Here is a 24,138-nt window from a genome sequence, read left to right as displayed (position 1 = left end):
TACGCTGTTGATCTTGACGAACCGTCCCCGTAACGGGTGACAATCAGGTGCGAGATTGACTTCGTTCCGTGGCCGGCTGACGGCAATACGAACGCCGGATTCGTCACTGACAGGCGAAGGTCGCCGGTGGTCGACCCTGCGACCTGAGCGCGGCGAGTACCCAATTGAGCGCCGCCGGGGTGGCCGGCAGGTCGATGTGGGTGGTCAGCACCCGCGGACAGGCATCCTCCAGCAGCTGGCGCCGGACCCGGTCGGCGGGGCCGCGTGGAGACTGATCGGCGACCGGCAGCACCCAGGTGTCGCGACGGGTGGAGAGGGTGGCGTAGCGGACACCGGGCGCGAGCTCGCCGTGCTGAGCGAGGCGGACCAGCAGGGCCGAGCCGGCCACCTGTTGGGCGCAGGCCGGGCACACCGCCGCGGGCACCCTCGTCGCCAGGTCCACGGTTGTGCCGTGGTAGTTCGGCGCCAGTAGCACTGCGAGCCGGACGTCGGCCGGGTCGAGAGCGGCCTGCAGGGCGTCCCGCAGCACCAGCGCGCCCTGTGAGAAGGCGACCACGTCCAGCTGTTCGGAACCGCTGGCCTGCTTGACTTTTCGGGCGAAGGCGGCGACCTCGCGGGCCGAGGTGTCGATGTCGCCGATGCCGCCCCAGCCGAACAACCCGCCGTAGAGGACGGCGTACACGCAGCGGCCGGACGACTGTAGGCCCGCGGCCAGCGGGGTGAAGTTGGAGGCCGGCGTCGACACCGTTCCGTGCAGCAGTAGCACCGGAGGGTCGCTCGATCGGCAGTCCGGATCATTGGCGCCGGGGAGACCCACGTCGGGGAAGGCGGCTGCGCTCGTCGCGGCTTCCGACGCCGAGGGTTGCGTGGACGGTGGTTCCGGTGACGAGGGTTGCGTTGACGGCGGTTCCGGTGACGAGGGTTGCGTGGACGGTGGTTCCGGTGACGAGGGTTGCGTTGACGGTGGTTCCGATGACAGGGGTTGCGACGAGGACGGGATGGACGAGGCCGGGACCGACGGCGACGAGCGGGACCCGCCCGGTGTCGGTCCCGGGGACGCCTGCCCTTGGCACCCGCCGGTGAACGCGAGGATCCCGGCGAGCAGCGCGGCACTCACGGTGCGACGTGCGAGTTCGACGCCGAGATGGTCGCGGATTCTTCTGGAAGGGGCCGAAGAGCTGCCCCGCGCCGCCGGCACCGCCTGCACCTGTTCGAAGAATCCCGTCAACGATCGACCGAGGCGCCGCGCCGGCTCGACATCAGCCGGGTCCTGATCTGATCCATCCGTCCAGCGTGCCAGGCGGAAGGTCCTTGCGCAGGGTCACGGGTGGTGGCGGACCGAACTGCCGGGGCGGGCCGGCGGACCGGCGTCAGCCGACGGCCGGTTCCTGGTCGAAGGGGGCAATGTTGTGGTTACGCCGGAACAGGTTCGTCGGGTCGTACTGCTGCTTGATCCGGCCCAGCCGCTGCAGGGTGGCCGGCGGATAGCAGTTGCCGACCTCCGCCTGACCCGGCTCGCCGACGAAGTTGGCGTACGCGTCGGAGTCGCCCTGATCGAGGGCGGCGACCAGCTCGTCCGCCCAGGCGGTGGTCGCGGCGCGGTTCTCCTCGCCGGCGTAGAAACCACCCAGGTACGTCACCACCTTCTTGTCGCGGAAGCCGAAAGCGGTGGCGTCCGGTGCCACCCGGGAGATCTGCCCACCCAGCACCCGCAGCTGCAGCAGCCGCATCGGTGCCGGCGAGTCGGCGATGGCCGAAATGATCGTCGCGGCGGCGGACGCGTCCACCGAGTCGAGGAACTGGGTGCGGGTCACCGCCGTCACCCGCGGCATCTCCTCGGGCGGGAACAGCGCCGGATACGGCTGGGCCTTGATCAGATCGGCGAGCGGCTCGGCGAGCGCGCGGAACGGTGCCAGGGCTTCCTCGGCCGGCCCCTGGTCTCCGACGAACACCAACTGGGCCAGCAGCACCGGCTGCCCGTGGAACTGGGGTGGGACGAACGGCAGCGGTGGACAGGGCATGACCGCGACGATCGTGGTCAGCTCGTCCGGCGCAGCGCCGGCCAACTCGAGGAACCCGGCCAGCACCGCTGGCTCCGCAGGCAGCACGAGCAACCCGCCGACCACCCGGTCAACGGGGGACAGCCGGAAGGTGAATCTGGTGATCACCCCGAAGTTGCTGCCGCCACCGCGGATCGCCCAGAACAGGTCCGGATGGTGCTCGGCGTCGACCGTCAGCAGTTGGCCGTCCGCGGTGACCAACTCGGCGCCGAGCAGGGCGTCGATCGTCATTCCGTATTTGCGGGACAGCAGCCCGAGTCCGCCGCCGACGGTGATGCCGCCGATGCCGACCGACTCGGTGTCGCCGAATCCGGTCGCCAACCCGTGTTTGCCCGCTGCCCGGACGAACTCGCCGGCGGTGAGCCCCGCACCGACCCTCGCGACCCGCGCGACCGGATCGATGTCGATGTCCTTGAGCGCCGACAGGTCCAGCGCGATACCACCCTCGGTGGTGCCGTGGCCGGCCGCGCTGTGGCCGCCGCCACGGACGGCCAACTCCAAACCCGAGTCGCGGGCGGCGCCGACCACGGCCTGCACATCCGCTGCCGTTGCCGGCCGGACCACGACGACCGGGCGTAGATCCGCGGTGCCCGAATAGACCCGCCGGGCGGTGTCGTAGTCCGCGGAGTCCGCAGTGACGACGTCGCCGGCGATCTCCTCGCGCAACCATTCGATGACGGCAATGGACGGTGCGGCTGCACTCTCGGGTGCGGCTGACATGGCTTCTCCTGTGTGAGCTCTCGATGGTGGTTGTGCCGGTGTTCGGTAGGTCTCGTGTTGGCTGTACTGCTCTGACGCGCGGGGCCGATCGAATGTGACGTCGGCCAGCCTGGCACTCACCACCGACAACTCCCGGGTCTTTTTTCAGGCCGGTAGCAGCGACAGCATCAGCAACACGCACCCGGCGGCCGCGGTCAGCAGGCGAAGGTGGTTGGCCGGCAACCACTGCGCCAGGTACCGGTGCCACCGCGGCGCGGATCCGGGATCGTCCGGATCGACCCGGTCGAGCGCCGCGTTGCGCGGAAGGTGAAAACCGCCGGTGATCAGCACGGTCGCCAGGTACGCGGCCGAGCCGATCAGCCGCCACCCGGATCCGGGGCGATCCAACGCGGTCACGGCCTGAACCAGCAGGAACAGGCAGACCAGCCCGGTGCCGACGAAGGCGAGCATGAACATCGGCCGGGGCGCGGCTGAATTGATCCGCTGCATGGCGCGGATACCGTCGGCGCTGGGCAGTTGTCGCAGCCCGCCCATCACCAGCGTGGAGAACGCCAGCATCACCCCGGCGACCAGGCCGGATCCGGTCGCCGCCACGACGGTCAGGACGGTGAGTAGTTGATCCGTCATGCGTCGGCTCCGCTCCCGACGGTCCAGGCGCCGCCCGCGGCGGCGCGCTCGACGAACACTCCGAAGGCGGTGGCCGGCCGGCCCAACAGCTGCTCAAGGTCCGTGCTGGGCAGACTGTTCCGCCCGTCGAGGACCGCGGCGAACAGCTCGGCGAGTCCGTTCGCATCGGCAGCGGGCAGACCCGCGGCCGTGCCGGCGGCGGCGAATTGCGCCCGGCTGACCGGCCGGTAGCGAATTCGGCTGCCGATGGCGTCGCCGATCATCCTGCCCGCCTCGGCGAAGGTGAGCGCCGCCGGTCCGGTGAGTTGGTAGTCGCGGTCGGCGTGTCCGTCGGAGGTCAGGGACAGCGCGGCGACCTCGGCGAGATCGTCGAGGTCAACGAACGGCTCGGCCACATCCGGTGCGGGCAGGGCGATCTCACCCGCGAGCACCTGCTCGACCAGGAAACTCTCGCTGAGGTTCTGGGCGAACCAGGCGGAATACAACGCAGTGGTCGGGACGCCGGCCGCCCTGACTGCCTCGACCGAATCCCTGGCGCCCGGCTCGCCGCGACCGGACAGCAGTACCAGTTGGCGCAGCCCCGCCTGCCTGGCCCGCTCGGCGAAGCCGAAGAGAATCTCCGGCACTCCCGGGAAGGCCAGATCGGGGGAGTAGGCGATGAAGGCGGCGGACGTGCCGTCCAGTGCGGCCGGCCAGGTCGACGGATCGGTCCAGTCCAGTCTTTCGGTGGTGGATCTGGAGGCGATCCGGACCGGTTGGCCGGCGGCGATCAGGCGGGCCGCCACCCGGCTTCCGGTGTGGCCGGCGCCGCCGGCGATCAGCATCGGGCGGGCCGGAAGGGGCCGGCCGGGCGAGGCCGGGGCGGATTCGGTCGAGGTGTTCGGCGTGGTTGTCATGGACCCAGTCAATCGTCGACCCGGGAGACGAACCATAGTCCGAAGGCTCGGTTTCATAGTGCAAACGCTCGCGATCGGTGTCTGGCTGCCCTAATCTGGGCCGATGGATGCCGTCACCGGATTTCTCAACGGGCCGCGGGCAAGGGACGCGTTCCTGCTCAGGGTGATCTTCGAGCCGCCGTTCGCGGTGCGGGTGGAGGACGAGGCCGCGTTGACCCTGATCGCGGTGACCGCCGGGCGGCTGTGGCTGCTGGAGGACGACGGCGAGCAGGTCGAGCTGTGCTCCGGGGACATCGCGCTGCTCACCCGCGGTCCCGCCTACACCGCCGCGGACCGTCCGGGAACCCGGCCGACGGTCGCAGTGAACGGCGCCACCAGTCGTGGCCTCGCCGACGATCCGCTCGACGACCCGCTCGACGACCCGCTCGACAACCCTTGCGAGTCAATGGATCTGGGAGTGCGCACCTGGGGCAACGATCCGGCAGGATCGACCGTGTTCCTGGTCAGCAGCTACCCGGAGGCTGGCGAGGTGGGCCGGGCGGTGGTCGACGCGCTGCCCAGGCTGGTGGTCCACCGCAAGGGCGAGTGGAGTTGCCCGGCAGTGCAGTTGCTGGCCACCGAGGTCCTGCGGGACCTGCCCGGCCAGCAGGCGTTGCTCGACCGATTGCTGGATGTAGTGGTGATCGACGCGGTCCGGGCGCAGTTCGCCAGGGTCGGCGATGCGGCCCCGCGGTGGTTCGCCGCCGGCCAGGATCCGTTGGTGGGCAGGGCCGTCCGGTTGCTGGACGAGCGGCTGGAACATCCGTGGACGGTCGCCGAGCTCGGGTCCGCAGTCGGCCTGTCGAGGGCGGCGCTGGCCCGCCGGTTCACCGACGTGCTCGGCGAGGCGCCGATCGGCTACCTGACCCGGCGGCGGATGGCGCTGGCCGCCGACCTGCTGGCGGATCCGGGCGCGGCCGTCGGCGCGGTTTCCCGCCGGGTCGGCTACGCCAGCCCCTTCACCTTCTCCAGCGCGTTCAAACGCGAGTACGGCGTCAGCCCGACCGACTATCGGGCGGGCGGACGCCCGGTGCCGGCCTGACCAACCGGCACCGGGCCATTGATCACTGCGGTTGGTGGGTGTAGACCTGCTCGCCGCGGATGAAGACCCGCAACGCCCGCTGCATCACGTCCAGTGGATCGCCGGACCAGAGCACGACGTCGCCGAGCTTTCCGACCTCCAACGAGCCGACCTGGTCGGCAACGCCCATCACCTTCGCCGGGTTGATGGTGATGGCCCGCAACGCGATCACCGGATCCAGGCCCTCCTTGACCGCCAGGGTCGCCTGGTGGATCAGGAAGTGGATCGGTACCACCGGGTGGTCGGTGATGATCGAGATCTCCACGCCGGCGGCGGCCAGCTTGCCGGGATTGGCCAGCGACCTGTTGCGCAGCTCCACCTTGCTGCGGGTGGTGAACAGCGGGCCGATCAGCACCGGGATGTTCTTGTCCGCCAACAGATCCGCGATCAGGTGGGCTTCGGTGCCGTGGTCGATCACCAGGTCGTAACCGAACTCGTCGGCCACCCGCAACGCGGTAGCGATGTCGTCGGCCCGATGGCTGTGCTGGCGCCACGGGATCTCCTTGTTGAGCACCGAGACCAGGGCCTCCAGCTTGAGGTCGCGTCCGTCGAACTGCTTCGGGTCGTCCTCGGAGCCGGCAGCATTGGCCAGCTTCGCCTGATAGTTCTGCGCGTCGACGAAGGCCTTGCGCAGCACCGCGGCGGTGCCCAGTCGGGTGGACGGGGTCTGCTTCTTGTCGCCGTAGACCCGCTTCGGGTTCTCGCCGAGCGCCGACTTGAGGCCGGCCGGCGACTTCAGCACCATCTCGTCGACGGTGCGCCCGCTGGTGTGGATGGCAACGCACAGGCCGCCGATCACGTTGCCGGATCCGGGATTGACGCAGACGGCGGTGACGCCGCCGGACAAGGCATCGGTGAAGCCGATCTCGGCCGGGTTGATCGCATCCAGCGCCCGCACCTGAGCGGTGACCGGGTCTGTCATCTCGTTGGTGTCCTGCCCGGCCCAGCCCTCGGCCTCCTCGTGCACGCCCAGGTGGGTGTGCGCATCGAGGAAACCGGGGAGCACCCACTGACCGGCGGCGTCGATCACCTCGGCGCCGTCGGGTGCCGGTACGTCGGGCCCGAGCGCGGAGATCACCCCGTCCGTCAGCACGACGGTGCCGTCGAACGGCTCGCCCTCGATCGGAACAACATGGCCACCGGTGATCGCAACAATCGTCATGCCGTTCACCCTGCCACCGCGGGTTCGGCGGACGGGAGCCGGGCGGCGCTACGACGGCGCCCGGATCGCTGCCCGCACGGTGCGTCCGTGGTGTCGGTCACACCGGGATACAGTGGGCGGAACGACGGCGCGGGAGTGTCGATGACGATGCAGCCAACTCTCATCCAGTCGGTGGTGCGTGCCCTCGACCTGCTGGATCTGGTCGGCAGTGCCGGGGCTCCGGTGACGGCCAAGCGGTTGTCCAGGCTCACCGGCCTGCCCCTCGGCACCACCTACAACCTGCTGCGCACCCTGGTGCACGAGGGCTATCTGGTCCGGGATCCCGACGGCTACCTGCTCGGCGATCACGCCGGTCGGCTCGGCCAGCCAGGCGGCACCGGCGTCGGCCGCAGCCGTGGTCGGCAGATCCTGCGGACGGTGCACGCGGACCTGCACGCGGCCGCCTATTGGGCCGAATATGCCGACGGCACGATCCGGATCGTCGACATCGTCGACTCGCCGGAAGCGCCACGGGCCGACCTGTGGGTCGGCCTGCAGGACGCGGCGCACGCCACCGCGATCGGCAAGGCGGTGCTCTCCGTGCTGCCGATCGACCAGCGACGCGGATTCCTGGCCGAGCATCGGCTGGTGGATCTCACCCCTCGCACCCACACCGATCCGGCACGGCTGGAATCCGAGCTGGCGGCCGGCGACGGGCTCGTCGTCGACCGCGAGGAGTACACGCTGGGTATCGCGTGCGTCGCGGTGCCGATCCGGACCAGGACCGGTGCCGGAGCGGTGGCGATCTCGGTACCGGCCGGCCGGCTGCAGTCCGTCAGCAGCGGGCTGACGGCATTGACCAGGGCGGCTCGGCTGCTGGAACTCGCCGACAGCGCCTGATCTCGACCGTTGATCGGGCCGCGCCGGACAGGTCGAGCCGGGCCGGGCCGGGTACGGCCGGCCCAGTTCCACCATCTTGAATCCCGCCGTTGCCCGTGCGTGCCTGGCTGGCCACTCTGCAGGGAGGTCGACCGCACCGGCGGTCGGCGATCCGAGGCAGAGAGGCGGGCGCGATGACGGCGACCACCAGTAACCCGGGCACCCTGAGCGCGCAGGACCGGCAGGAGCTGTACGCGACGATGGTGCTCTCGAGGACCTTCGAGGATGCGATCCTGCGCGAGTACCACGCCGACAAGGGGCCAGGATTCGACATCGGCAAGGGTCTGGTGCCCGGTGAGATGCACCTGTCCAGCGGCCAGGAGCCGGTCGCCGCCGGTGTCTGCGCCCACCTGACCACGGACGACGCGGTGACGGCCACCCACCGGCCGCACCATTTCGCCATCGCGCACGGGATGGACCTGAACAAGATGGCCGCCGAGATCTTCGGCAGGACAACCGGCTTCGGCAAGGGCAGGGGCGGTCACATGCACCTGTTCGACCCGGACACCCACTTCTCCTGCTCGGGCATCATCGCCGAGGGTGCGCCGCCGGCGCTCGGCATGGCGTTCGCCTTCAAACGCAAGGGCGGCAACCACATCGCGGTGTCGGTGGTCGGCGAGGGCGCGGCCAATCAGGGTGCTTTCCACGAGTCGCTGAACCTGGCCGCGCTGTGGAACTTGCCGGTGGTGTTCGTGATCGAGGACAACGAATGGGCGATCTCGGTGCCGCGCAGTAAGTCCACCGCTGTCGCCTCGAACGCCGACCGCGCGTCCGGCTACGGCATGCCGGGCGTCACCGTCGAGGGCAACGACGTCGAGGCCGTGCACGCGGCGGCCGGCGAGGCCGTCCGGCGGGCCCGTGCCGGCGAAGGCCCGAGCCTGATCGAGGTGCGCACACTGCGGCTGTTGGGACATTTCGAGGGCGATGCCCAGGGCTACCGCCCCGAACTGGTCGAGGTACCGAGCTGGGACCCGATCCCGCGCTACGAAACGGTTCTGATCGACGCCGGGGTGCTGACGTCCGATGACGTCAGCCGGATCAAGGGGCAGGCGTCGGAGCGGGTGGAGACGGCGATCACCTTCGCCAAGGACAGCCCGGAACCGGACCCAGCAGACCTGCTCGACAACATCTTCGCCGACTCGGCCCTCGACAACGCCGACTCGGCCCTCGACAACGCCGAAGAGGACTGATCGCCATGACGACAACGGAAACCGCGACACCGGCCGCCGAACGGCGGTTGTCCACCTCGAAGGCGATGGTGGAGGCGATCGCGCTGGAGATGGAGCGCGACCCGAATGTCATCTACCTCGGCGAGGACGTCGATGCCTACGGCGGCATCTTCTCCTCGACCACCGGGCTGGGTAAGCAGTTCGGCCCCGACCGGATCCTGGACACCCCGATCTCGGAGACCGCCTTCATCGGGCTGGCCATCGGCGCGGCCACCGAGGGCCTGCGGCCGATCGCCGAGCTGATGTTCGTCGACTTCATGGGGGTCTGCTTCGACCAGATCTACAACCACATGGCCAAGATCCACTACGAATCCGGCGGCAACGTGAAGGTCCCGATGGTGCTGGCCACCGCCGTCGGCGGCGGCTACTCCGACGGCGCCCAGCACTCGCAGTGCCTGTGGGGCACGTTCGCCCATCTGCCCGGCATGAAGGTGGTGGTGCCATCGAACCCGGCGGACGCGAAAGGACTGATGGCGTCGGCGATCCGGGACGATTCGCCGGTGGTCTACATGTTCCACAAGGGGGTGATGGGACTGCCGTGGATGTCGAAGAACCGCCGGTCGATCGATGTGGTGCCAGAGGGCGAGTATCTGGTGCCGATCGGCAAGGCCAACGTGGTGCGGGAAGGAAGCGACGTAACAGTTGTCACGGTCTCCTTGTCGGTACACCACTGCCTGGACGTGGCCGACGAACTCGCCGGCAGCGGGATCGACGCCGAGGTGATCGACCTGCGGTCGCTGGTGCCGCTGGACCGGCAGGCAGTCCTGGATTCGGTGAGCAAGACCGGCCGGCTGGTGGTGGTGGACGAGGACTATCTCTCGTTCGGACTATCGGCCGAGATCGCCTCCACCGTCACCGATGTCGATCCCGGCATGCTGCGCGCACCGGTGCAGCGGGTGGCGGTGCCGGACGTGCCGATCCCGTATGCCAGGGCATTGGAGTACGCGGCACTGCCGCGCCAGGACCGGATCGCTGCTGCGATCAGGGCGGTGATGGCGTGACGGACGTCGTGTTCCCGGTGCTCTCGCAGGAGAAACAGGAAGCCACCGGGTTGCTCTCCACCTGGTACGTCACCGACGGGCAGCAGGTCGCCGCCGAGACGCTGCTGGCCGAGGTGCAGATGGACAAGGTGGATGCCGAGGTGGTGGCGCCGGTTGCCGGGGTGATCCATCTGCTGGTGGCGGAGGAGAGCGAGGTCAGCCAGGGGACGGTGATCGCCAGGATCGACTGACTCCCGGGCAGCGGATCGCCCTAAGAGGCCGGCAGCCACGTCCGGGTCGCGGCGACGAGCGCGGTGACCCCGTTCGCCAGGGTGGGGTCGATCACCGGCGCGTAGTGCGGCGAATGGTTCGACGGCACCGTGAGCAGCGCGGGATCGTTCATGTCGCCGGTGGTGAACAGCGACGGGTCGGTGCCGCCGAGCAGCCAGTACGACAGCGGCGCACCCGCCGCCGTCGCCAGGATGCCCACATCCTCGCTGCCCGCTCCCGCACCGGGGTCCAGGATGTTGTCGGCCCCCAACCACGCAGCAAACGTGTCCAGCGTCCGGGCCAAAGCGGCTGGATCGTTGATGACGACGGGGAACCGTTCGATCTCGGTGATGGTTGGCTCCTCGGTGGCGCCCGCCGTCGAGGCCTCGCCCCGGACGATCCGGTCGACCGCGCCGAGGATGCGCTGCCGAACGTCGTCGGTGTAGCTGCGGATGTTGAGCTGCAACTCGGCCTCGCCGGGGATGACGTTCGCCGCGTCACCGGCGTGGATCGACCCGACGGTCAAGACGGCTGTCGCGGTACTCGGGATCTCACGGGAAATGACAGTCTGGAGACGTAGCACCGTCTCCGCGGCCATCACGATCGGGTCGATCGACGCCTGCGGCATGGAGCCGTGCGCCCCTCGTCCGATCAGTCGGACCCGCAGCGAATCCGATCCCGCATAGGAGGCTCCGGGGTGGCCAGCGATCTTTCCCGCCGGCAGCGGTGCCACGTGCTGGCCGAGGACGATGTCGGGCTTGGGGAATCGGTCGTACAGTCCGTCGTCCACCATCGCCTGCGCGCCACTGCCGAGTTCCTCGGCGGGCTGGAACACCACGAGCAAGGTGCCGGCCCAACTCGCCCGATCCTGAGCGAGCACGTCGGCGGCACCGAGCAGACACGTGGTGTGCAGGTCGTGCCCGCAGGCATGGTCGACCGGGACCGTCTTGCCGCTCCCGTCGGTCGCGGTCGCGGTGCTGGCGTAGTCCAGGCCGGTGTCCTCCTTGACCGGCAGTGCATCCATGTCCGCGCGCAGCAACGCGGTCGGCCCTGACCCGTTCTTGAGGATTCCGACCACACCGGTCCGACCGATGCCGCTGGTCACGTCGTACCCGGACTTCCGGAGGCGATCGGCGACGATCTCCGCGGTGCGGTGCTCCTGGAAGCCGAGTTCCGGATGCCGATGCAGATCCTTGTACAGGTCCGTCAGCGTCGGATCGATCGGGACGTTCTGGTGATCAGCCATCGGGATCTCCTCGTCGGAGTGTCACGCCGAGCGCGGCGACCGGGAGCTCATCCGTCGAGAGCAGCACCAATCTGGACCGGCGGGCACCGGGTCTCGGACGTGTCACCACGCCAGCATCACACGGTTGGCTGCGGGACGCTGCCCGAGCCGCCGACTCTCCGGGCCGGGCCGGGCCGGGCCGGGCCGGCAGCCGGTTCGGCCAAGCGGCTGTCGTAGGCACTGTCTATGGTGTGCCGGGTGGCCAGCCTAGGAAGTGTGCGGGAGCGACCGTCGTGGCAGTTCTTCGCGGCGATGGCGAAATCCGTCACCGGGATGGCGACACTCTGGTGGGCGATCCTGCTGGTGCGGGCGCTGATCCCGGCGGCTATCGCCGTCACCACCGGGTGGCTGGTCGGCAGCGTCCAGCAGGGCGCCGAACTCGGCCCGCCGTTGGTCGGGTTCGCGGTTGTCTTCCTGGCCTCGCAGGTGGCGCCGCCGGTGCACCAGGTGGTGGGCACGCTGCTCGGACACCGGTTCAGCGGAGTGCTCAACGAGCGGTTGATGACGGCAACCACCGGTCCCGACGGCATCGGTCATCTGGAACGCGGCGACCTGACCAACGATCTGACCACCGCGCGTGACTTCGATCTGGGCTGGACCGGCCCGCCGATGTACCTGAACATGGACTTCATTGCGGCCGGTCTGGTGACGCTGCTCGGCGGGATCGCCTCGGCGGTGGTGCTGTTCGGCCTGGTCTGGTGGGCGCCACTGGTGCTGCTGGCCGCCTGGGGTAGCACGCACTGGCTGCTCCGGGAGAGTGGGGTGTGGCGCGATCGGAACACGGCCGAGGTCAAGACGGCCCGCCGGCATACCGACTATGCCTACAATCTCGCCACCGAACCGCCTGCAGCCAAGGAGGTTCGGCTGTTCGGTCTGGGCGAGTGGTTGCTGGAGCGGTTCACCCGGCACCGCCTGCAGCTGCACGACCTGCAGTACCGGGCGACGAAGATCCGGGAACGTTCGCTGGTCGGTGCGCTGGTGCTCGTGTTGGCCGGCAACGTGCTGGTGTTCTGGGTGCTGGCCGGCCGGGCCTTTGACGGCGCGATCGGGTTGCAGGCCGTCGTCACCTACGCCGGGGCGGCCTTCGGCGCCAGCGCCACCGCGTTCGGCGGACTGAGCTGGGCGATGGACGGTGCTGCGGCGCCCGTGGTCGCACTCAACACGCTGGAACCGGCGATGGCCGCCGGCGGGGCGCTGTCGCCGGGCCGGCCGGCCGGCGGGGCGGTTGCGCCCGCGTCCGCGCCGGAGATCCGTTTCCGGGACGTGACTTTCGGTTATCCCGGTGTCGGGCACCCGGTGCTGGAACACTTCGACCTGACCATTCCGGCCGGCACCTCGATGGCGATCGTCGGCCAGAACGGCGCCGGCAAGACCACCGTCGCCAAACTGCTGTGCCGGCTGTACGACCCCGATTCCGGTGCCATCGAGATCGACGGTGTCGATCTGCGCGACCTGGACCTGCCGCGATGGCGTGAGCGGTTGGCGGCCGTGTTCCAGGACTTCGTCCGCTACGAACTGCCGCTGCGGTTGAACGTCGCACCGCTCGGGGCTGACGACGCGCTGCTCGCCGACGCGCTGCGCGCCGCCGGTGCCGAACGGCTGGCCGAGCCGGACACGCCGATGGCCAAGGGCTATCCGGGCGGTATCGATGTGTCCGGCGGTCAATGGCAACGGATCGCGCTGGCCCGAGCGGTCGCCAAGGTGGGCAGCGGCGCGAAGGTGGTACTGCTGGACGAACCGACCGCGATGCTCGACGTGCGCGGCGAGCACGAGATCTTCCGGCGCCTGCTGGAGGCCACCGTCGACACGACGACGATCCTTGTTTCGCACCGGTTCTCGACCGTGCGGTTGGCCCAGCGGATCTGCGTTGTCGAGCACGGACAGGTGGTCGAGACCGGCAGTCACGACGAGCTGATCGCCCTCGGCGGCCGGTATCGGCACATGTACGAGCTGCAGGCCAGCAGGTTCGTCGAGGTCGACGAGCACGGCGAGGAGGTCGTGCATGAGTCGCTCTGATCATGCTCGGGATGACGCGGCGGCCGGCCCGCCGGCGGACGATGCCGGGCCGATGCCTGCCCCGTTGGCCTCGATGCTGCGGGTGCTGCGGCTGGGCTATCGGGCGGAGCCCAGACTGCTGCTGACGTCGTTGGCGGTGACCCTGCTGCAGGCGCTGCCCGATGTGCTGGTGGCAATCTGGCTGGCATTGATGACCAACGGCGTCGTCGAGCACAGCCGGGGCCAGCTGCTGGTCGGTGCCCTCGGACTGGCCATCTCGGCCACCCTGATGTGGGCGTTGCAGGTGACTCTCGACCGCACCAAACGGCGGCTCGGCGACCGCCTCAACATCATGTTCCAGGGCCACGTCGCCGCGTTGCAGGCCGGCGTGGCCACTGTCGAACATCACGAACGGCCCAGCTATCTGGACCGGATCGCGGTGTTGCGGACCGGGGTGTTCGCGCTCGACCATCTGTTCGGCTCGATGTTCACCATGCTCGGCTGGCTGGTCCGGCTCGCCTTCGTCGCGGTATTGCTGGCGGCGATCCACCCGCTGCTGCTGTTCCTTCCGGTCGCCGCCCTGCCGCTGTTGGTGGTGGCGACCTGGCGGCCGAAGGTGGAGAAGGCGACCGAGGAATCGGTCGCCATCCACGGCCGGCTGGGCCGGCACCTGTTCACCACGGCTACCGGAGCGCCGGCCGGTAAGGAGCTCAGGGTCACCGGCAACCAGGATGATCTGCTCCGACGGCGGCGGGAGGCGTGGTGGCGCTGGTTCGGACCGCAGCGGACCGTGCAGCTGGCCAGCGCCGGCTGGCTGACGGCGGCGTGGGCGGTCTTCGGCCTGGCCTTCGTGGCCGCCGTCTGGTGGGTGGCCGGGCCGCACGGCGCCGGACCCGGCGCCGTGGTGCTGGTGCTCACCGCCGGCGGCCGGTTGTCCGCCTACGTGGGCAGCGCGGTCGGCGAACTCGGCTTCCTGCGCGGCATTTGGCTCGACTCGGCGCAGCGGCTGTGCTGGCTGGAGGACTTCGCCGCGGCGGCCAATTCCCACTCCGAGCTGGCGGCGCCGGACCGGTTGCGGGACGGCGTCACCTTCGAGTCGGTGACCTTTGCCTACCCCGGCACCCTGCGACCGGTGTTGGAGAACATCGACCTGACGTTGCCGGCCGGGTTGGTGGTCGCGGTGGTGGGGGAGAACGGCGCGGGCAAGTCGACCCTGGTCAAGCTGCTGGCCCGGATGTACGCGCCGACCGGCGGGCGGATCACGGCGGACGGCGTCGACATCAGCCACATCGACGTCCAGCAGTGGCGGGACCGGCTGGCCGGGGCGTTCCAGGACTTTGCCCGGCTGGAGTTCCGGGCGCAGGACACCGTCGGCCTCGGCGACCTGCCGCACCTCGCCGACACCGCCGAGGTGTCCGGTGCGCTCGATCGGGCCGGGGCCGCCGGCGTGATCGACGAGCTGTCGTCGGGGCTGTCCACCCAGCTCGGCCCGTCCTGGGACGACGGCGTCGATGTCAGCTTCGGTCAGTGGCAGAAGCTCGCGCTGGCCAGGGGCTACATGCGCCACGGGCCCCTGTTGCTGCTGCTGGACGAGCCGACGGCGGCGCTGGATGCGGAGACCGAACATGCCCTCTTCGAACGGTTCGCCGCCGCGGCCAGAGGAGACGCCGGCACCGTGGGCACCGATGGCCATGACGTCGGGCGGATCACCATCCTGGTGTCGCACCGGTTCTCCACCGTGCGGATGGCCGACCTGATCGTGGTCCTCGACGGCTCCAGGGTCGCCGAAGTGGGCAGCCATGAGGAGTTGATGGCCGCCGGAGGTACCTACGCCGAGCTGTACACCATGCAGGCCAGCTCGTACGCGTGAACCGACGTCCGTACACGCCGGAGGCTAGCGCTGCGTGCCGTCGCGGTTGCCGGGTGCTGGCCACCCGCGAATCGCCGCCTGGACGCCGGCCTGGAATCGGCTGCTCGCTCCCAGCGTCCTCATCAGGTCTGCCGAGCGGCGCTGGGCGGTGCGGGGGCTGACGCCCAATTGACGAGCGATCGCTTGATCCGTCAAGCCGGACAGCATCATTGCGACCAACTGATGGTCGGTGTTGGGATCGCGCTGGTCGGCCTGGGGTTCGGCAGGTGCGCTCGGGATCTGCAGCGGGATCGATCGCGCCCACCAAATTTCGAACAAGGCAGCGAGTGCGTTCAACAGCACACCGGCATTCACGATCAAGGCTTGCGGTGGCGCCTCGGCGGCAGACAGCGTGACCACACAAACGCGATCATCGACCAGACAGATCCGAAGCGGGATGCGCGGTGAGACCCGCGCCGAGTAACCGTTCTCGATCAGCAGGGACAGACCGGTGAGGGCGGCCGGATCGCCGACGATCCTTCGATCGTGGATGGCACGCACGGTGATTCCGCGGGCGAGCAGGTCGCGATCCTCACCGATCGTCAGTCCGTCGTGATCCGGGGATCCGCCCAGGTACCGGACCTGCCGCTCGGCCGTCGCCCTGATCTGCGTGAGCTGCCGGTGCAGGCCCGGCGCACTCTTCACCTCGACGACCGCAGGCTGACCGGTGAATGCGTGTTGTCTGTCCTGCAACAGCTCCGAGGTGTAGGCCCTGGCCTTCGTCAGTGAGTTGACGTGCCGGCCGAGGATGGAATCCAGCGCCGCGGCAGGCGGAGTGGCGGTGTACCCGGTCCCGGTCGGACTGAGGTAGCCGTTCTGCAGCAATCGGTCCAGTGCGGCCCCGACAGCTCCGGATTCGGCCGGATCCACGACCAGTTGGTCGCCGGTGATACCGGGTCGGCGTAACACCCGTTCGTAGACAGCCAGGTCCACCGGATCCAACGCGATCATGCCGTGGACCGATCGGCATCGCGGAGCCAGCCACGGCGATACGCTTGGTAGCCGGCCTGGAACCTGGTGGTGGCGCCGAGCCGCTCGCAGATCGCGACCAGATGCCGGCGCACCGTTCGCTCCGTCCAGCCCAGTTCTGCACCGATCTCGGTATCGGTGGCTCCCGCGGCGAGCTTGGTCAGCAGTATTCGATCGGTGTCGTTCGGTCCGGGGTCCTGGAAGGTGGTGTGCTCCCCGAGTTTCAACCCGACCGAATCCTCCCAGCTCGCATCGAAGAGATCCCGGAGACCGCGCACCAAGATGGGGTTGCGCAGGTAGAGGGCATGTTCGGGAACCCCGTTGCCGGCGCCGATCAGGATCGCCTGGGTGTTGTCGTAGATCGACATCTTGATCGGGAGGTCCCCGATCCGGGCCTCCTCTCCCGCGCTGATCCCGGCTTCCAGATCGGGCAGCCTGGTCGGCAGGTTCAGCGACCCTCGGTTGTAGAGGACCCGCACCCGACACCCACTGGCCAGTTGGTCGACTTCCAGGGTGTTCAGCTGATTGGGGTCCGAGATGTAGGGCGGCGCATCGACGTAACAGATGTCGGAGTGTTCGGTGCGAAAGCAATTGTCCTGGCATTGCAGGATGTTCTCCGCGCCGATCAGCACCTGTACGCCGATGCCCGACTCCGGCTCCGCCAGGGAGGCCAGATGACGAGTGGCCAACCGCGTCAGGTCCCGACGGGTTTCGGCCAACGCCAGTTCGGCGCCGAGCAGGAGAGCCTCGATCGCGATGTCTGGTCGGATGGCAATGTGCTCGTCCGGTCGATCGGCAAGTGACGTGGCCAAGCCGAGCCGATCGAGATCGGCGAGCAGCCCAGTGATCACGCCCGGAGCCGGCTCGTTGAGAACTCCGGCCAGATCATCGGCACTCGCCGGCGATCTGGCCAGGAGTGCTTCGTAGACCCGAAGTGCGTCGCCGGTGATCCCGAGGACGTGAAGAGCGTGGTGGTTTCCCGACATGAACCGCACGCTATCGGGTTCACGGTCGGTGTCCTGTTTGCGCCACGGCGTACTCAGGCGGGTTCGGGCTGTTCCGCCGCGTGGTGCATCGCTGCGATAGTCCGGGTGCAGCCGCCTCTTCGGCGGCGGTCGGCCCAACGGAACGGAGCATTGATGACATCGGCGAGACGGTGGAGATGGATGGCAGCATGGTGCGCTGCCGCCGTCGTTCTGACGCCCGGGTTCGGTGGTTCGGCCACGGCCGCAACTCGTTCTGCGCCGCCCGTGCCGCAGCAGGCCGTCACCGCGTCGCAAAGCGTTGCGCAGCCGACGGTCTCGACGGCTCCGGTGGCGGGCGAGGTGACCGTCACGCTGATCACCGGCGACGTCGTCGCATTCCACCAGGCGGCGGACGGCGGCGATGCGACGGCAACGGTGGTGACAACGGCGCCCCGACCGGACGGACTACCCGTCACCTTCATGACGATGCGTCATGGGGATCAGTTGAACGTGGTGCCTTCTGATGCACTGGGGTTGCTGGCTGCCGATCGGCTCGACCCGCGGCTGTTCGACGTGGCATACCTGGCGCACAACGGCTACACCGATGCGGAAACCCAGTCGCTGCCGCTGATCGTCGGCTACAGCGACGCGACCCGCCGGTCAGGTCGCCTGGCCAAGGCCGCCGCCGCCTTGCCTGCAACCAAGGCCGGCACAGCGCTGCCCAGTGTCGACGCCGTCGTGGTGACGGCGGCGAAGGACGACGTCGAACAGCTGTGGTCCACGCTGAACCCGCCGACCGCCAGGTCCGGCCGGTCGACCCTGGCCGCAGGTGTCACCAAGGTATGGCTCGATGGTCGGGTCACCGCCTCGCTCGACACCAGCGTGCCGATGGTCGGGGCACCGCAGGTGTGGGCCGCCGGCTACGACGGCGCGGGGGTCGCGGTTGCCGTCCTGGATACCGGCATCGACCTGCAGCACCCTGACTTCGCCGGACGGATCGCGGCGACCAAGATCTTCACCCGGGAGCCGTCTGTTCAGGACGCCTACGGTCACGGAACCCATGTTGCCTCGATCATCGCGGGCTCCGGCGCCGCCTCCGGCGGCAAATACCAGGGCGTCGCTCCCAAGGCGAAGCTGATGATCGGCAAGGTCCTCACCGACACCGGGTTCGGAATCGACTCCGACATCATCGAGGGCATGGAGTGGGCGGCCGAGAACGGTGCCAAGGTGGTGAACCTCAGCCTCGGCTCGGAGCTGAGGGCCGACGGGCTCGACGATCTGAAGAGCCAGGCCCTTGACGCCCTGTCCGCGCAGTACGGGACGTTGTTCGTGGTCGCAGCCGGCAACACCGGTCCGGCAACGGGGACGTTGAACAGTCCGGGCGTCGCCGACTCGGCACTCACGGTCGCCGCCGTCGACAAGGCCGATCACCTCGCGGAGTTCTCCAGCCGGGGCCCGAGAATCGACTTCGGCGCGGGCAAGTCCGACTTCCGGACGGTGAAGCCCGACATCGCCGCCCCCGGTGTCTCGATCACGGCGGCACGCGCCGCCGGCACGGACCTCGGTCCGCGGGTCGGCACCAGCTACGCAACGTTGTCCGGCACCTCGATGGCCACCCCGCACGTTGCCGGGGCGGCCGCCCTGCTGGTGCAGCAACACCCCGACTGGACCGGCCGGCAGCTCAAGGGCGCGCTGGTCAGCACCGGCAAGGACGATGGCTACCAGGCCTTCGGCCAGGGCTCGGGCCGCCTCGACGTCGCCAGGGCCGCTTCGCAGAACATCTACGGCGGCGGCAACATCAGCTTCGGTGAGGTCGACGCCGACGGTGGCCCGGTCACCCGAAATGTGTCCTACACCAACAACACCGACCGTCCGGTCACGCTGGCCCTGCAGCTGAGTATCACGGACCGGCGTGGGCAGGTCGCGCCACCGGGAACCCTGAGCGCAGCATCCAGCGTCGCTGTTCCCGCTCACGCCACGGCCGAGGTCCCGGTTCGTTTCGATCCCATCCTGGCGAAGGCCGGCTGGTACCAGGGTCGCATCGTGGCCGGCGATCCGGCCGGCGACGTCCAGGTGGCTACGGCCCTGGCGGTGAGCGTGGCACCGGTCAGGGCTGCCACCCGGGTCCGCATCATTGCCCCAGCAGGAGCCCACGACATCCGTTTCGGCACTGGCATCTTCATGCGAGTGGACGATCGCGACGACCTCGGCTACGCGGTCTTCGGCGATAGTGGACCGGACACGACGACGCAACTCGTTCCGGGGCCGTGGAGCTTCCACGTGCCGGTGGTCTGGATCGACGCCGACGGGCAGGCCAACGCCATCGTGGCGACCAATGCTCAATTCACGGTGGACGGCGACACCACGGTGACCTTGGACCTGCGCCGCGCCAAGGAAGTGACGGTGTCCACCCCGAAGCCCGCGACGTCAGTCGTGTTGCACACCGGCTATATCCGCAAGGGCATCGACACCATCGGCTCGATCGCCCCGTCGGTCAGTGTGTATTACCCCCACCAGCACGCCTGGGTACTGCCGGTACCAAGGCCGACCATCGGCACCCTTGACACTCACACGGTGACCCTGCTGGGATCTTCGCCGGTCACCATGAAGGTGCACGCCAAGGGGCAGAACTCGAGAGCGATCACCCTGCATCCTTGGTACCGGGAGTACGGCCGGTCCGGGTATTCGGATGTCGAGCCGGCGATGTTGGACGGCCGGTTCAGTACCGATCTCGTATCGGTCGGCAACGGAACCGCAGCGGGTTTCGCGGAGGCGAACCTGCGCGGCAAAGTCGCGCTACTCGATCTCACGGACCTGTGCCCATTTAACGGTTGCACCGGCAACGCGTTGGACCGCGTGCAACTCGCGCAGGCAGCCGGCGCCCGCGCGGTGATCGCCTACGCCGCGCCCGGCGTGGAGTTCCTCGGGTACTCCCAGACCGTCGGCTGGCCGGAGTACCCGATCCCGACCCTCGGACTGTCATTCCGGGAAGGGAAGAGTCTGGCCGCGCGTCTGGCGCATCGACCGGCGCAGGTGTCGGTCGATGCTCACGACAGTCCGCAGTATCTGTATCCACTCGTCTTCAGCAGAAGCGGGACCTTCGTAGCCAGGCACCAGGTCTCCGAACGGCAGCTGTTCCGCATCGACGACCGCATCTATTCCGAGCATCCCGGTCAAGCTGCCCTGACCTGGCAGGTGAATCTGCCCAGCGGCGTCGTGGGTGTCATGCCGGCGCCGGTCCAGGTGAATAGCCAGGATGTAGTGACCGAGTACATCGGCCCGGTGACTGCCGACGTCGGTTGGACCCGGGACGTCGAAGACCTCTATCAGTACCAACCTGCGATCACGCCGAAGGAATCCTCTCTCGACGTGTTCGATCGTGCCGGCGCCCGGACCCAGAAGTGGTTTGCTGCACCGCAGGTACCAGGTGCCGCTGTCTACACGAGGACTGAACTGAGCGCGCCGATCGCAGTGAACACCTGCAATTTCTGTCGGTCCGGCTCGGTGATTCTGCCGTTCGCGGACTACGTCGGTCCGGACGGTAAAGCGGTCGCCCCAGGTCGGCTGGACAACGAATTCCAACTGACTCGGAACGGGAAGGTGGTACCTCCTGAGGTGCGCAAGTTCCCCGTACTCTGGTTCACCATCCCGTTCGTGACATTCCGGGTGCCCGACGCGCCGGCAAGATATCGCATCACGGGTACTGCGCGGCGGGCCTGGGACATCAGCAGCTACCCGCAGCAGGTCGAATCTGCCTGGACGTTCAGATCAGCCGTTCCGGCGGCCACCGGGCCAAAGTATGCCAATTGCCTGGCGGGCTACTTCGCCTTCTACGCCACCCCGTGTGCGCCGCTTCGGGTGTTCGGCCTTCGTTATGACGCCGGGGTCGATCTCGACAACTCCGTGCCGGCCGGCCGAACCCGGACCTTCACGATCACCGGCTACCACCCCTTCGACAACACGGTTCGGGCCAGGATTGCGACGTTGAAGCTGCGGGTCAGCTTCGACGACGGTTCCCACTGGACCACGGTCAGGCCGGTCAGCACGTCCGGATCGACGTATCACTACCGGTTCTCTGCGCCGAAGGAGGGCGCGTCAACCGTGTCCTTCTGGGCCAGCGGAACCGACACCGAGGGAAACAAGGTCGATCAGAAGGTGATCCGTGGCTACGGCATCGGCGGCTGACCGGGCTACCAGGGACATCGATCACAAGATCGACGTCTACCGCGGTCGGCTCGCCGCCGGGGACGCCGATCGACTCTGGGCTCCGGGCTGACGCCGCCGTCGAGCGGCCGGCGTCAGCCCGGGCTGAGTCAGGGAGTCAGACGGCCGAGTCGGAGGCGGCGGGCTGCGTGCTGGTCTCGACCCGCACCCGGCCGAACATGAGCATGGTGAGCCCGTCGATCAGCAGCTGAATCCCGAGCAGGACGCCCAGCAGGGTGAGGGTCGCTTGCAGCGGGTTGAACACCACGATCAGGCCAAGGATGATGCTGGCCACGCCGCTGATGAGCAGTGCCCACCGGGCCGGCGTGCGCTCGAAGCCCGCAATCAGTCGGACAACCCCGCTGACCAGGAAGACCATGCCGGCTATCAGGGTGATCGCGCCGGCACTGGCCAACGGGAACCGCAGGATGAGCACGCCGAGCACGCCGACCAGCGCGCCGCCGATCAGGGCGGACCAGAAGCCACCGCCCTTGCCGATCTTGAACAGGGACCCGATGACGCCGATGACGCCGGTGATCACCGCGACCCATCCGATGAACAGGACGCTCACTGCGGTCGCGACCACCACGTCGCCCAGCACCACGAGTCCGCCGATGAAGAGCAGGATGCCCAGCACGACGTCCCACACGGTGCGGCGCCGCTGGATCGAGATTTGTGTCATACCGTGAATCTAAGCAGTCAAAACGGTCGGAATCGCACCGACACGGCCGTGAGAGTGCCAAATTCACCGATGGCTTCCCGTGCGGACAGGTCGTGGGAAACTGGAGACCACCGGCGCCCCGCCGGCCAGTCCCGACCAGGAGAGACCGCGTCCACACCGTGAATCAGCCCGCCCCCTCGATCGCTCACCGGACGACCTTCACGCCGCCCGAGCAGATCCGGAACTTCTGCATCATCGCGCACATCGACCATGGCAAGTCGACGCTGGCCGATCGGATGCTGCAGCTCACCGGGGTGGTCGACGGGCGGGCGATGCGGGCCCAGTACCTGGACCGGATGGACATCGAGCGCGAACGTGGCATCACCATCAAGAGCCAGAGCATCCGGCTTCCCTGGACGGTGCGGGCCGATCCGGCCACGGCCGATGCAGCAACCGTCGCGGCCGAGGGTGAGTACGTGCTGCACCTGATCGACACCCCTGGCCACGTCGACTTCACCTACGAGGTGTCCCGGTCGCTGGCCGCCTGCGAGGGTGCCGTGCTGCTGGTCGATGCCGCCCAGGGTATCGAGGCGCAGACCCTGGCCAACCTGTACCTGGCGATGGAGAACGACCTGACCATCATCCCGGTTCTCAACAAGATCGACCTGCCGGCGGCCCAGCCGGAGCGCTACGCCGCCGAGATCGCGCACATCCTGGGTACCGACCCGGACGACGTGCTGCGGGTCTCCGGCAAGACCGGCGAAGGCGTCGGCGCGCTGCTGGACCGGGTGGTGCGGGACGTACCGCCGCCGGTCGGTGACCCCGACGCCCCGGCCAGGGCGATGATCTTCGACTCGGTCTACGACATCTACCGGGGGGTGATCACCTACATCCGGGTGGTGGACGGCAAGATCGTGCCGCGCGAACGCATCCAGATGATGTCCACCAGGGCAACCCACGAGCTGCTCGAGGTCGGGGTGATCTCGCCGGAACCGGTGCCGACCAAGGGATTGGGCGTCGGTGAGGTCGGCTATCTGATCACCGGGGTGAAGGACGTCCGACAGTCCAAGGTCGGCGACACCATCACCTCGGCCGTCAAACCGGCGGCCGAATCCCTCGGCGGCTACTCCGATCCGCGGCCGATGGTCTATTCCGGCCTCTTCCCGATCGACGGCAGCGACTACCCACTGCTGCGCGACGCGCTGGACAAACTGCGGCTCAACGACGCGGCCCTGACCTACGAGCCAGAGAATTCCACCGCGCTCGGCTTCGGTTACCGCTGCGGCTATCTCGGGCTGCTGCATCTGGAGATCACCCGTGATCGCCTGGAAAGGGAGTTCGATCTCGAGCTGATCTCGACGGCGCCGACGGTGGTCTACACGGTGACGATGGAGGATCGAAGCGAACTGGTGGTGACCAACCCGAGCGACTGGCCGGCCGGCAAGATCGCCGAGGTGCGCGAGCCGGTGGTCAAGGTGACGATCATCAGCCCCAGCGAGTACATCGGCGCGATCATGGAACTCTGCCAGAACCGTCGTGGCCAGCTCGGCGGGATGGACTACCTGTCGGAGTCCAGGGTCGAGTTGCGATACACCATGCCGTTGGCCGAGATCATCTTCGACTTCTTCGATTCGCTCAAGTCCCGCACCCGCGGTTACGCCTCGCTCGACTACGAGGAGTCGGGCACGCAGGTGGCCGACCTGGTGAAGGTCGACATCCTGTTGCAGGGCGAGCCCGTCGATGCCTTCTCGGCGATCGTGCACCGCGATTCCGCCTACGCCTACGGCGTTTCGATGACGGGAAAGCTGCGTGAGCTGATCCCGCGGCAGCAGTTCGAGGTGCCGATCCAGGCGGCCGTCGGCTCCCGGGTGATCGCTCGCGAGAACATCCGGGCGATGCGCAAGGACGTGCTGGCCAAGTGTTACGGCGGCGACATCACCCGTAAGCGCAAGCTGCTGGAGAAGCAGAAAGAGGGCAAGAAGCGGATGAAGATGGTCGGCAGGGTCGAGGTGCCCCAGGAGGCCTTCATCGCCGCACTGTCCACCGATACCGGCGGCAAGGACCCGGGGAAGAAGTAGCCGCAGCAGTCGTGCAACCGGCGGCCGGGTCGGTACCGTCCAGGTGCTGACGGGCTGTTCCGGCCCTACCCCTGCGTGCGGCGAAGGGAAA

At 68.5% G+C, this 24,138-nt stretch carries 18 protein-coding genes; 9 read left to right on the top strand and 9 right to left on the bottom strand.

Annotated elements, in window-relative coordinates; translation table 11 throughout:
* Nucleotides 1–103: 103 nt before the first annotated feature.
* The 4 genes from K340_RS0103115 to K340_RS0103095 all read right to left on the bottom strand — a co-directional run bounded on the left by K340_RS0103115 (nucleotide 104) and on the right by K340_RS0103095 (nucleotide 4,303).
* Nucleotides 104–766: an esterase/lipase family protein gene (locus K340_RS0103115; RefSeq protein WP_029135625.1), complete on the bottom strand. Its 663-nt coding sequence runs from the start codon at nucleotides 764–766 to the stop codon at nucleotides 104–106.
* Between the two features lie 604 nt (nucleotides 767–1,370).
* Nucleotides 1,371–2,780, bottom strand: coding sequence for an FAD-binding oxidoreductase (locus K340_RS0103105; protein WP_029135624.1), 1,410 nt, complete (start codon nucleotides 2,778–2,780; stop codon nucleotides 1,371–1,373).
* A gap of 144 nt (nucleotides 2,781–2,924) precedes the next feature.
* Nucleotides 2,925–3,407, bottom strand: coding sequence for an anthrone oxygenase family protein (locus K340_RS0103100; protein ID WP_029135623.1), 483 nt, complete (start codon nucleotides 3,405–3,407; stop codon nucleotides 2,925–2,927).
* The gene (locus tag K340_RS0103095) at nucleotides 3,404–4,303 is read right to left on the bottom strand and encodes a Rossmann-fold NAD(P)-binding domain-containing protein (RefSeq protein WP_211229232.1); all 900 of its coding nucleotides are present in this window, start codon (nucleotides 4,301–4,303) and stop codon (nucleotides 3,404–3,406) included. Before K340_RS0103095 ends, K340_RS0103100 begins: the two co-directional genes overlap by 4 nt.
* A 103-nt stretch (nucleotides 4,304–4,406) precedes the next feature.
* Here K340_RS0103095 and K340_RS0103090 point away from each other — a divergent pair, with 103 nt between their 5' ends.
* Nucleotides 4,407–5,384, top strand: a complete 978-nt coding sequence (locus tag K340_RS0103090; protein ID WP_029135621.1) for an AraC family transcriptional regulator — start codon at nucleotides 4,407–4,409, stop codon at nucleotides 5,382–5,384.
* A gap of 22 nt (nucleotides 5,385–5,406) precedes the next feature.
* Here K340_RS0103090 and K340_RS0103085 read toward each other — a convergent pair whose 3' ends face one another.
* Nucleotides 5,407–6,585: an amidohydrolase gene (locus tag K340_RS0103085; protein ID WP_029135620.1), complete on the bottom strand. Its 1,179-nt coding sequence runs from the start codon at nucleotides 6,583–6,585 to the stop codon at nucleotides 5,407–5,409.
* Between the two features lie 141 nt (nucleotides 6,586–6,726).
* Between K340_RS0103085 and K340_RS0103080 the strand changes: the two genes are divergently transcribed.
* The 4 genes from K340_RS0103080 to K340_RS0103065 all read left to right on the top strand — a co-directional run bounded on the left by K340_RS0103080 (nucleotide 6,727) and on the right by K340_RS0103065 (nucleotide 9,963).
* On the top strand, nucleotides 6,727–7,464 hold the full coding sequence (locus tag K340_RS0103080; protein WP_037362267.1) for an IclR family transcriptional regulator: 738 nt from the start codon (nucleotides 6,727–6,729) through the stop codon (nucleotides 7,462–7,464).
* Nucleotides 7,465–7,637: 173 nt separating this feature from the next.
* Nucleotides 7,638–8,693: a thiamine pyrophosphate-dependent dehydrogenase E1 component subunit alpha gene (locus tag K340_RS27135; protein WP_051264895.1), complete on the top strand. Its 1,056-nt coding sequence runs from the start codon at nucleotides 7,638–7,640 to the stop codon at nucleotides 8,691–8,693.
* Nucleotides 8,694–8,698: 5 nt separating this feature from the next.
* Nucleotides 8,699–9,733, top strand: coding sequence for an alpha-ketoacid dehydrogenase subunit beta (locus K340_RS0103070; RefSeq protein ID WP_029135618.1), 1,035 nt, complete (start codon nucleotides 8,699–8,701; stop codon nucleotides 9,731–9,733).
* Complete coding sequence (locus K340_RS0103065) at nucleotides 9,730–9,963, top strand: lipoyl domain-containing protein (protein ID WP_029135617.1); 234 nt, start codon at nucleotides 9,730–9,732, stop codon at nucleotides 9,961–9,963. Before K340_RS0103070 ends, K340_RS0103065 begins: the two co-directional genes overlap by 4 nt.
* Nucleotides 9,964–9,983: 20 nt before the next feature.
* On the opposite strand, the gene K340_RS0103060 is transcribed toward K340_RS0103065, so the two are convergent.
* A complete protein-coding gene (locus tag K340_RS0103060; protein WP_029135616.1) occupies nucleotides 9,984–11,228 on the bottom strand; it encodes an amidohydrolase in 1,245 nt (414 codons plus the stop codon).
* A 237-nt stretch (nucleotides 11,229–11,465) separates the two neighbouring features.
* Between K340_RS0103060 and K340_RS0103055 the strand changes: the two genes are divergently transcribed.
* Both K340_RS0103055 and K340_RS0103050 read left to right on the top strand, forming a co-directional pair.
* Nucleotides 11,466–13,283, top strand: a complete 1,818-nt coding sequence (locus K340_RS0103055) for an ABC transporter ATP-binding protein (protein WP_211229231.1) — start codon at nucleotides 11,466–11,468, stop codon at nucleotides 13,281–13,283.
* Nucleotides 13,270–15,132, top strand: a complete 1,863-nt coding sequence (locus K340_RS0103050; RefSeq protein ID WP_211229230.1) for an ABC transporter ATP-binding protein — start codon at nucleotides 13,270–13,272, stop codon at nucleotides 15,130–15,132. The genes K340_RS0103055 and K340_RS0103050 overlap by 14 nt, the downstream gene beginning before the upstream one ends.
* 24 nt (nucleotides 15,133–15,156) lie before the next feature.
* On the opposite strand, the gene K340_RS33790 is transcribed toward K340_RS0103050, so the two are convergent.
* Both K340_RS33790 and K340_RS0103040 read right to left on the bottom strand, forming a co-directional pair.
* Nucleotides 15,157–16,122, bottom strand: coding sequence for a helix-turn-helix domain-containing protein (locus tag K340_RS33790; protein ID WP_051264891.1), 966 nt, complete (start codon nucleotides 16,120–16,122; stop codon nucleotides 15,157–15,159).
* A complete protein-coding gene (locus tag K340_RS0103040) occupies nucleotides 16,119–17,126 on the bottom strand; it encodes a helix-turn-helix transcriptional regulator (RefSeq protein WP_154674040.1) in 1,008 nt (335 codons plus the stop codon). Before K340_RS0103040 ends, K340_RS33790 begins: the two co-directional genes overlap by 4 nt.
* A 180-nt stretch (nucleotides 17,127–17,306) precedes the next feature.
* On the opposite strand from K340_RS0103040, the gene K340_RS0103035 reads away from it, so the two are divergent.
* The gene (locus K340_RS0103035) at nucleotides 17,307–21,290 is read left to right on the top strand and encodes a S8 family serine peptidase (protein ID WP_161632045.1); all 3,984 of its coding nucleotides are present in this window, start codon (nucleotides 17,307–17,309) and stop codon (nucleotides 21,288–21,290) included.
* A gap of 136 nt (nucleotides 21,291–21,426) precedes the next feature.
* Here K340_RS0103035 and K340_RS27125 read toward each other — a convergent pair whose 3' ends face one another.
* The gene (locus K340_RS27125; protein WP_051264889.1) at nucleotides 21,427–21,990 is read right to left on the bottom strand and encodes an HdeD family acid-resistance protein; all 564 of its coding nucleotides are present in this window, start codon (nucleotides 21,988–21,990) and stop codon (nucleotides 21,427–21,429) included.
* Between the two features lie 158 nt (nucleotides 21,991–22,148).
* Here K340_RS27125 and lepA point away from each other — a divergent pair, with 158 nt between their 5' ends.
* On the top strand, nucleotides 22,149–24,047 hold the full coding sequence (lepA, locus tag K340_RS0103020) for a translation elongation factor 4 (RefSeq protein WP_029135611.1): 1,899 nt from the start codon (nucleotides 22,149–22,151) through the stop codon (nucleotides 24,045–24,047).
* Nucleotides 24,048–24,138 lie beyond the last annotated feature (91 nt).

Source organism: Nakamurella lactea DSM 19367, assembly GCF_000426645.1.
In the GTDB taxonomy this organism is placed as follows: domain Bacteria; phylum Actinomycetota; class Actinomycetes; order Mycobacteriales; family Nakamurellaceae; genus Nakamurella; species Nakamurella lactea.
The sequence above is the reverse complement of the archived record's forward strand: the minus strand, read 5'-3'. Positions and strand labels throughout refer to the sequence as shown.

Bases quoted from the DNA above. Each gene is read 5' to 3' on its own strand.
- K340_RS0103105 (WP_029135624.1), bottom strand. From the start codon at position 2,780: ATGTCAGCCGCACCCGAGAGTGCAGCCGCACCGTCCATTGCCGTCATC.
- K340_RS0103100 (WP_029135623.1), bottom strand. From the start codon at position 3,407: ATGACGGATCAACTACTCACCGTCCTGACCGTCGTGGCGGCGACCGGA.
- K340_RS0103095 (WP_211229232.1), bottom strand. From the start codon at position 4,303: ATGACAACCACGCCGAACACCTCGACCGAATCCGCCCCGGCCTCGCCC.
- K340_RS0103090 (WP_029135621.1), top strand. From the start codon at position 4,407: ATGGATGCCGTCACCGGATTTCTCAACGGGCCGCGGGCAAGGGACGCG.
- K340_RS0103085 (WP_029135620.1), bottom strand. From the start codon at position 6,585: ATGACGATTGTTGCGATCACCGGTGGCCATGTTGTTCCGATCGAGGGC.
- K340_RS0103080 (WP_037362267.1), top strand. From the start codon at position 6,727: ATGACGATGCAGCCAACTCTCATCCAGTCGGTGGTGCGTGCCCTCGAC.
- K340_RS27135 (WP_051264895.1), top strand. From the start codon at position 7,638: ATGACGGCGACCACCAGTAACCCGGGCACCCTGAGCGCGCAGGACCGG.
- K340_RS0103070 (WP_029135618.1), top strand. From the start codon at position 8,699: ATGACGACAACGGAAACCGCGACACCGGCCGCCGAACGGCGGTTGTCC.
- K340_RS0103060 (WP_029135616.1), bottom strand. From the start codon at position 11,228: ATGGCTGATCACCAGAACGTCCCGATCGATCCGACGCTGACGGACCTG.
- K340_RS0103050 (WP_211229230.1), top strand. From the start codon at position 13,270: ATGAGTCGCTCTGATCATGCTCGGGATGACGCGGCGGCCGGCCCGCCG.
- K340_RS33790 (WP_051264891.1), bottom strand. From the start codon at position 16,122: ATGATCGCGTTGGATCCGGTGGACCTGGCTGTCTACGAACGGGTGTTA.
- K340_RS0103040 (WP_154674040.1), bottom strand. From the start codon at position 17,126: ATGTCGGGAAACCACCACGCTCTTCACGTCCTCGGGATCACCGGCGAC.
- K340_RS0103035 (WP_161632045.1), top strand. From the start codon at position 17,307: ATGGCAGCATGGTGCGCTGCCGCCGTCGTTCTGACGCCCGGGTTCGGT.
- K340_RS27125 (WP_051264889.1), bottom strand. From the start codon at position 21,990: ATGACACAAATCTCGATCCAGCGGCGCCGCACCGTGTGGGACGTCGTG.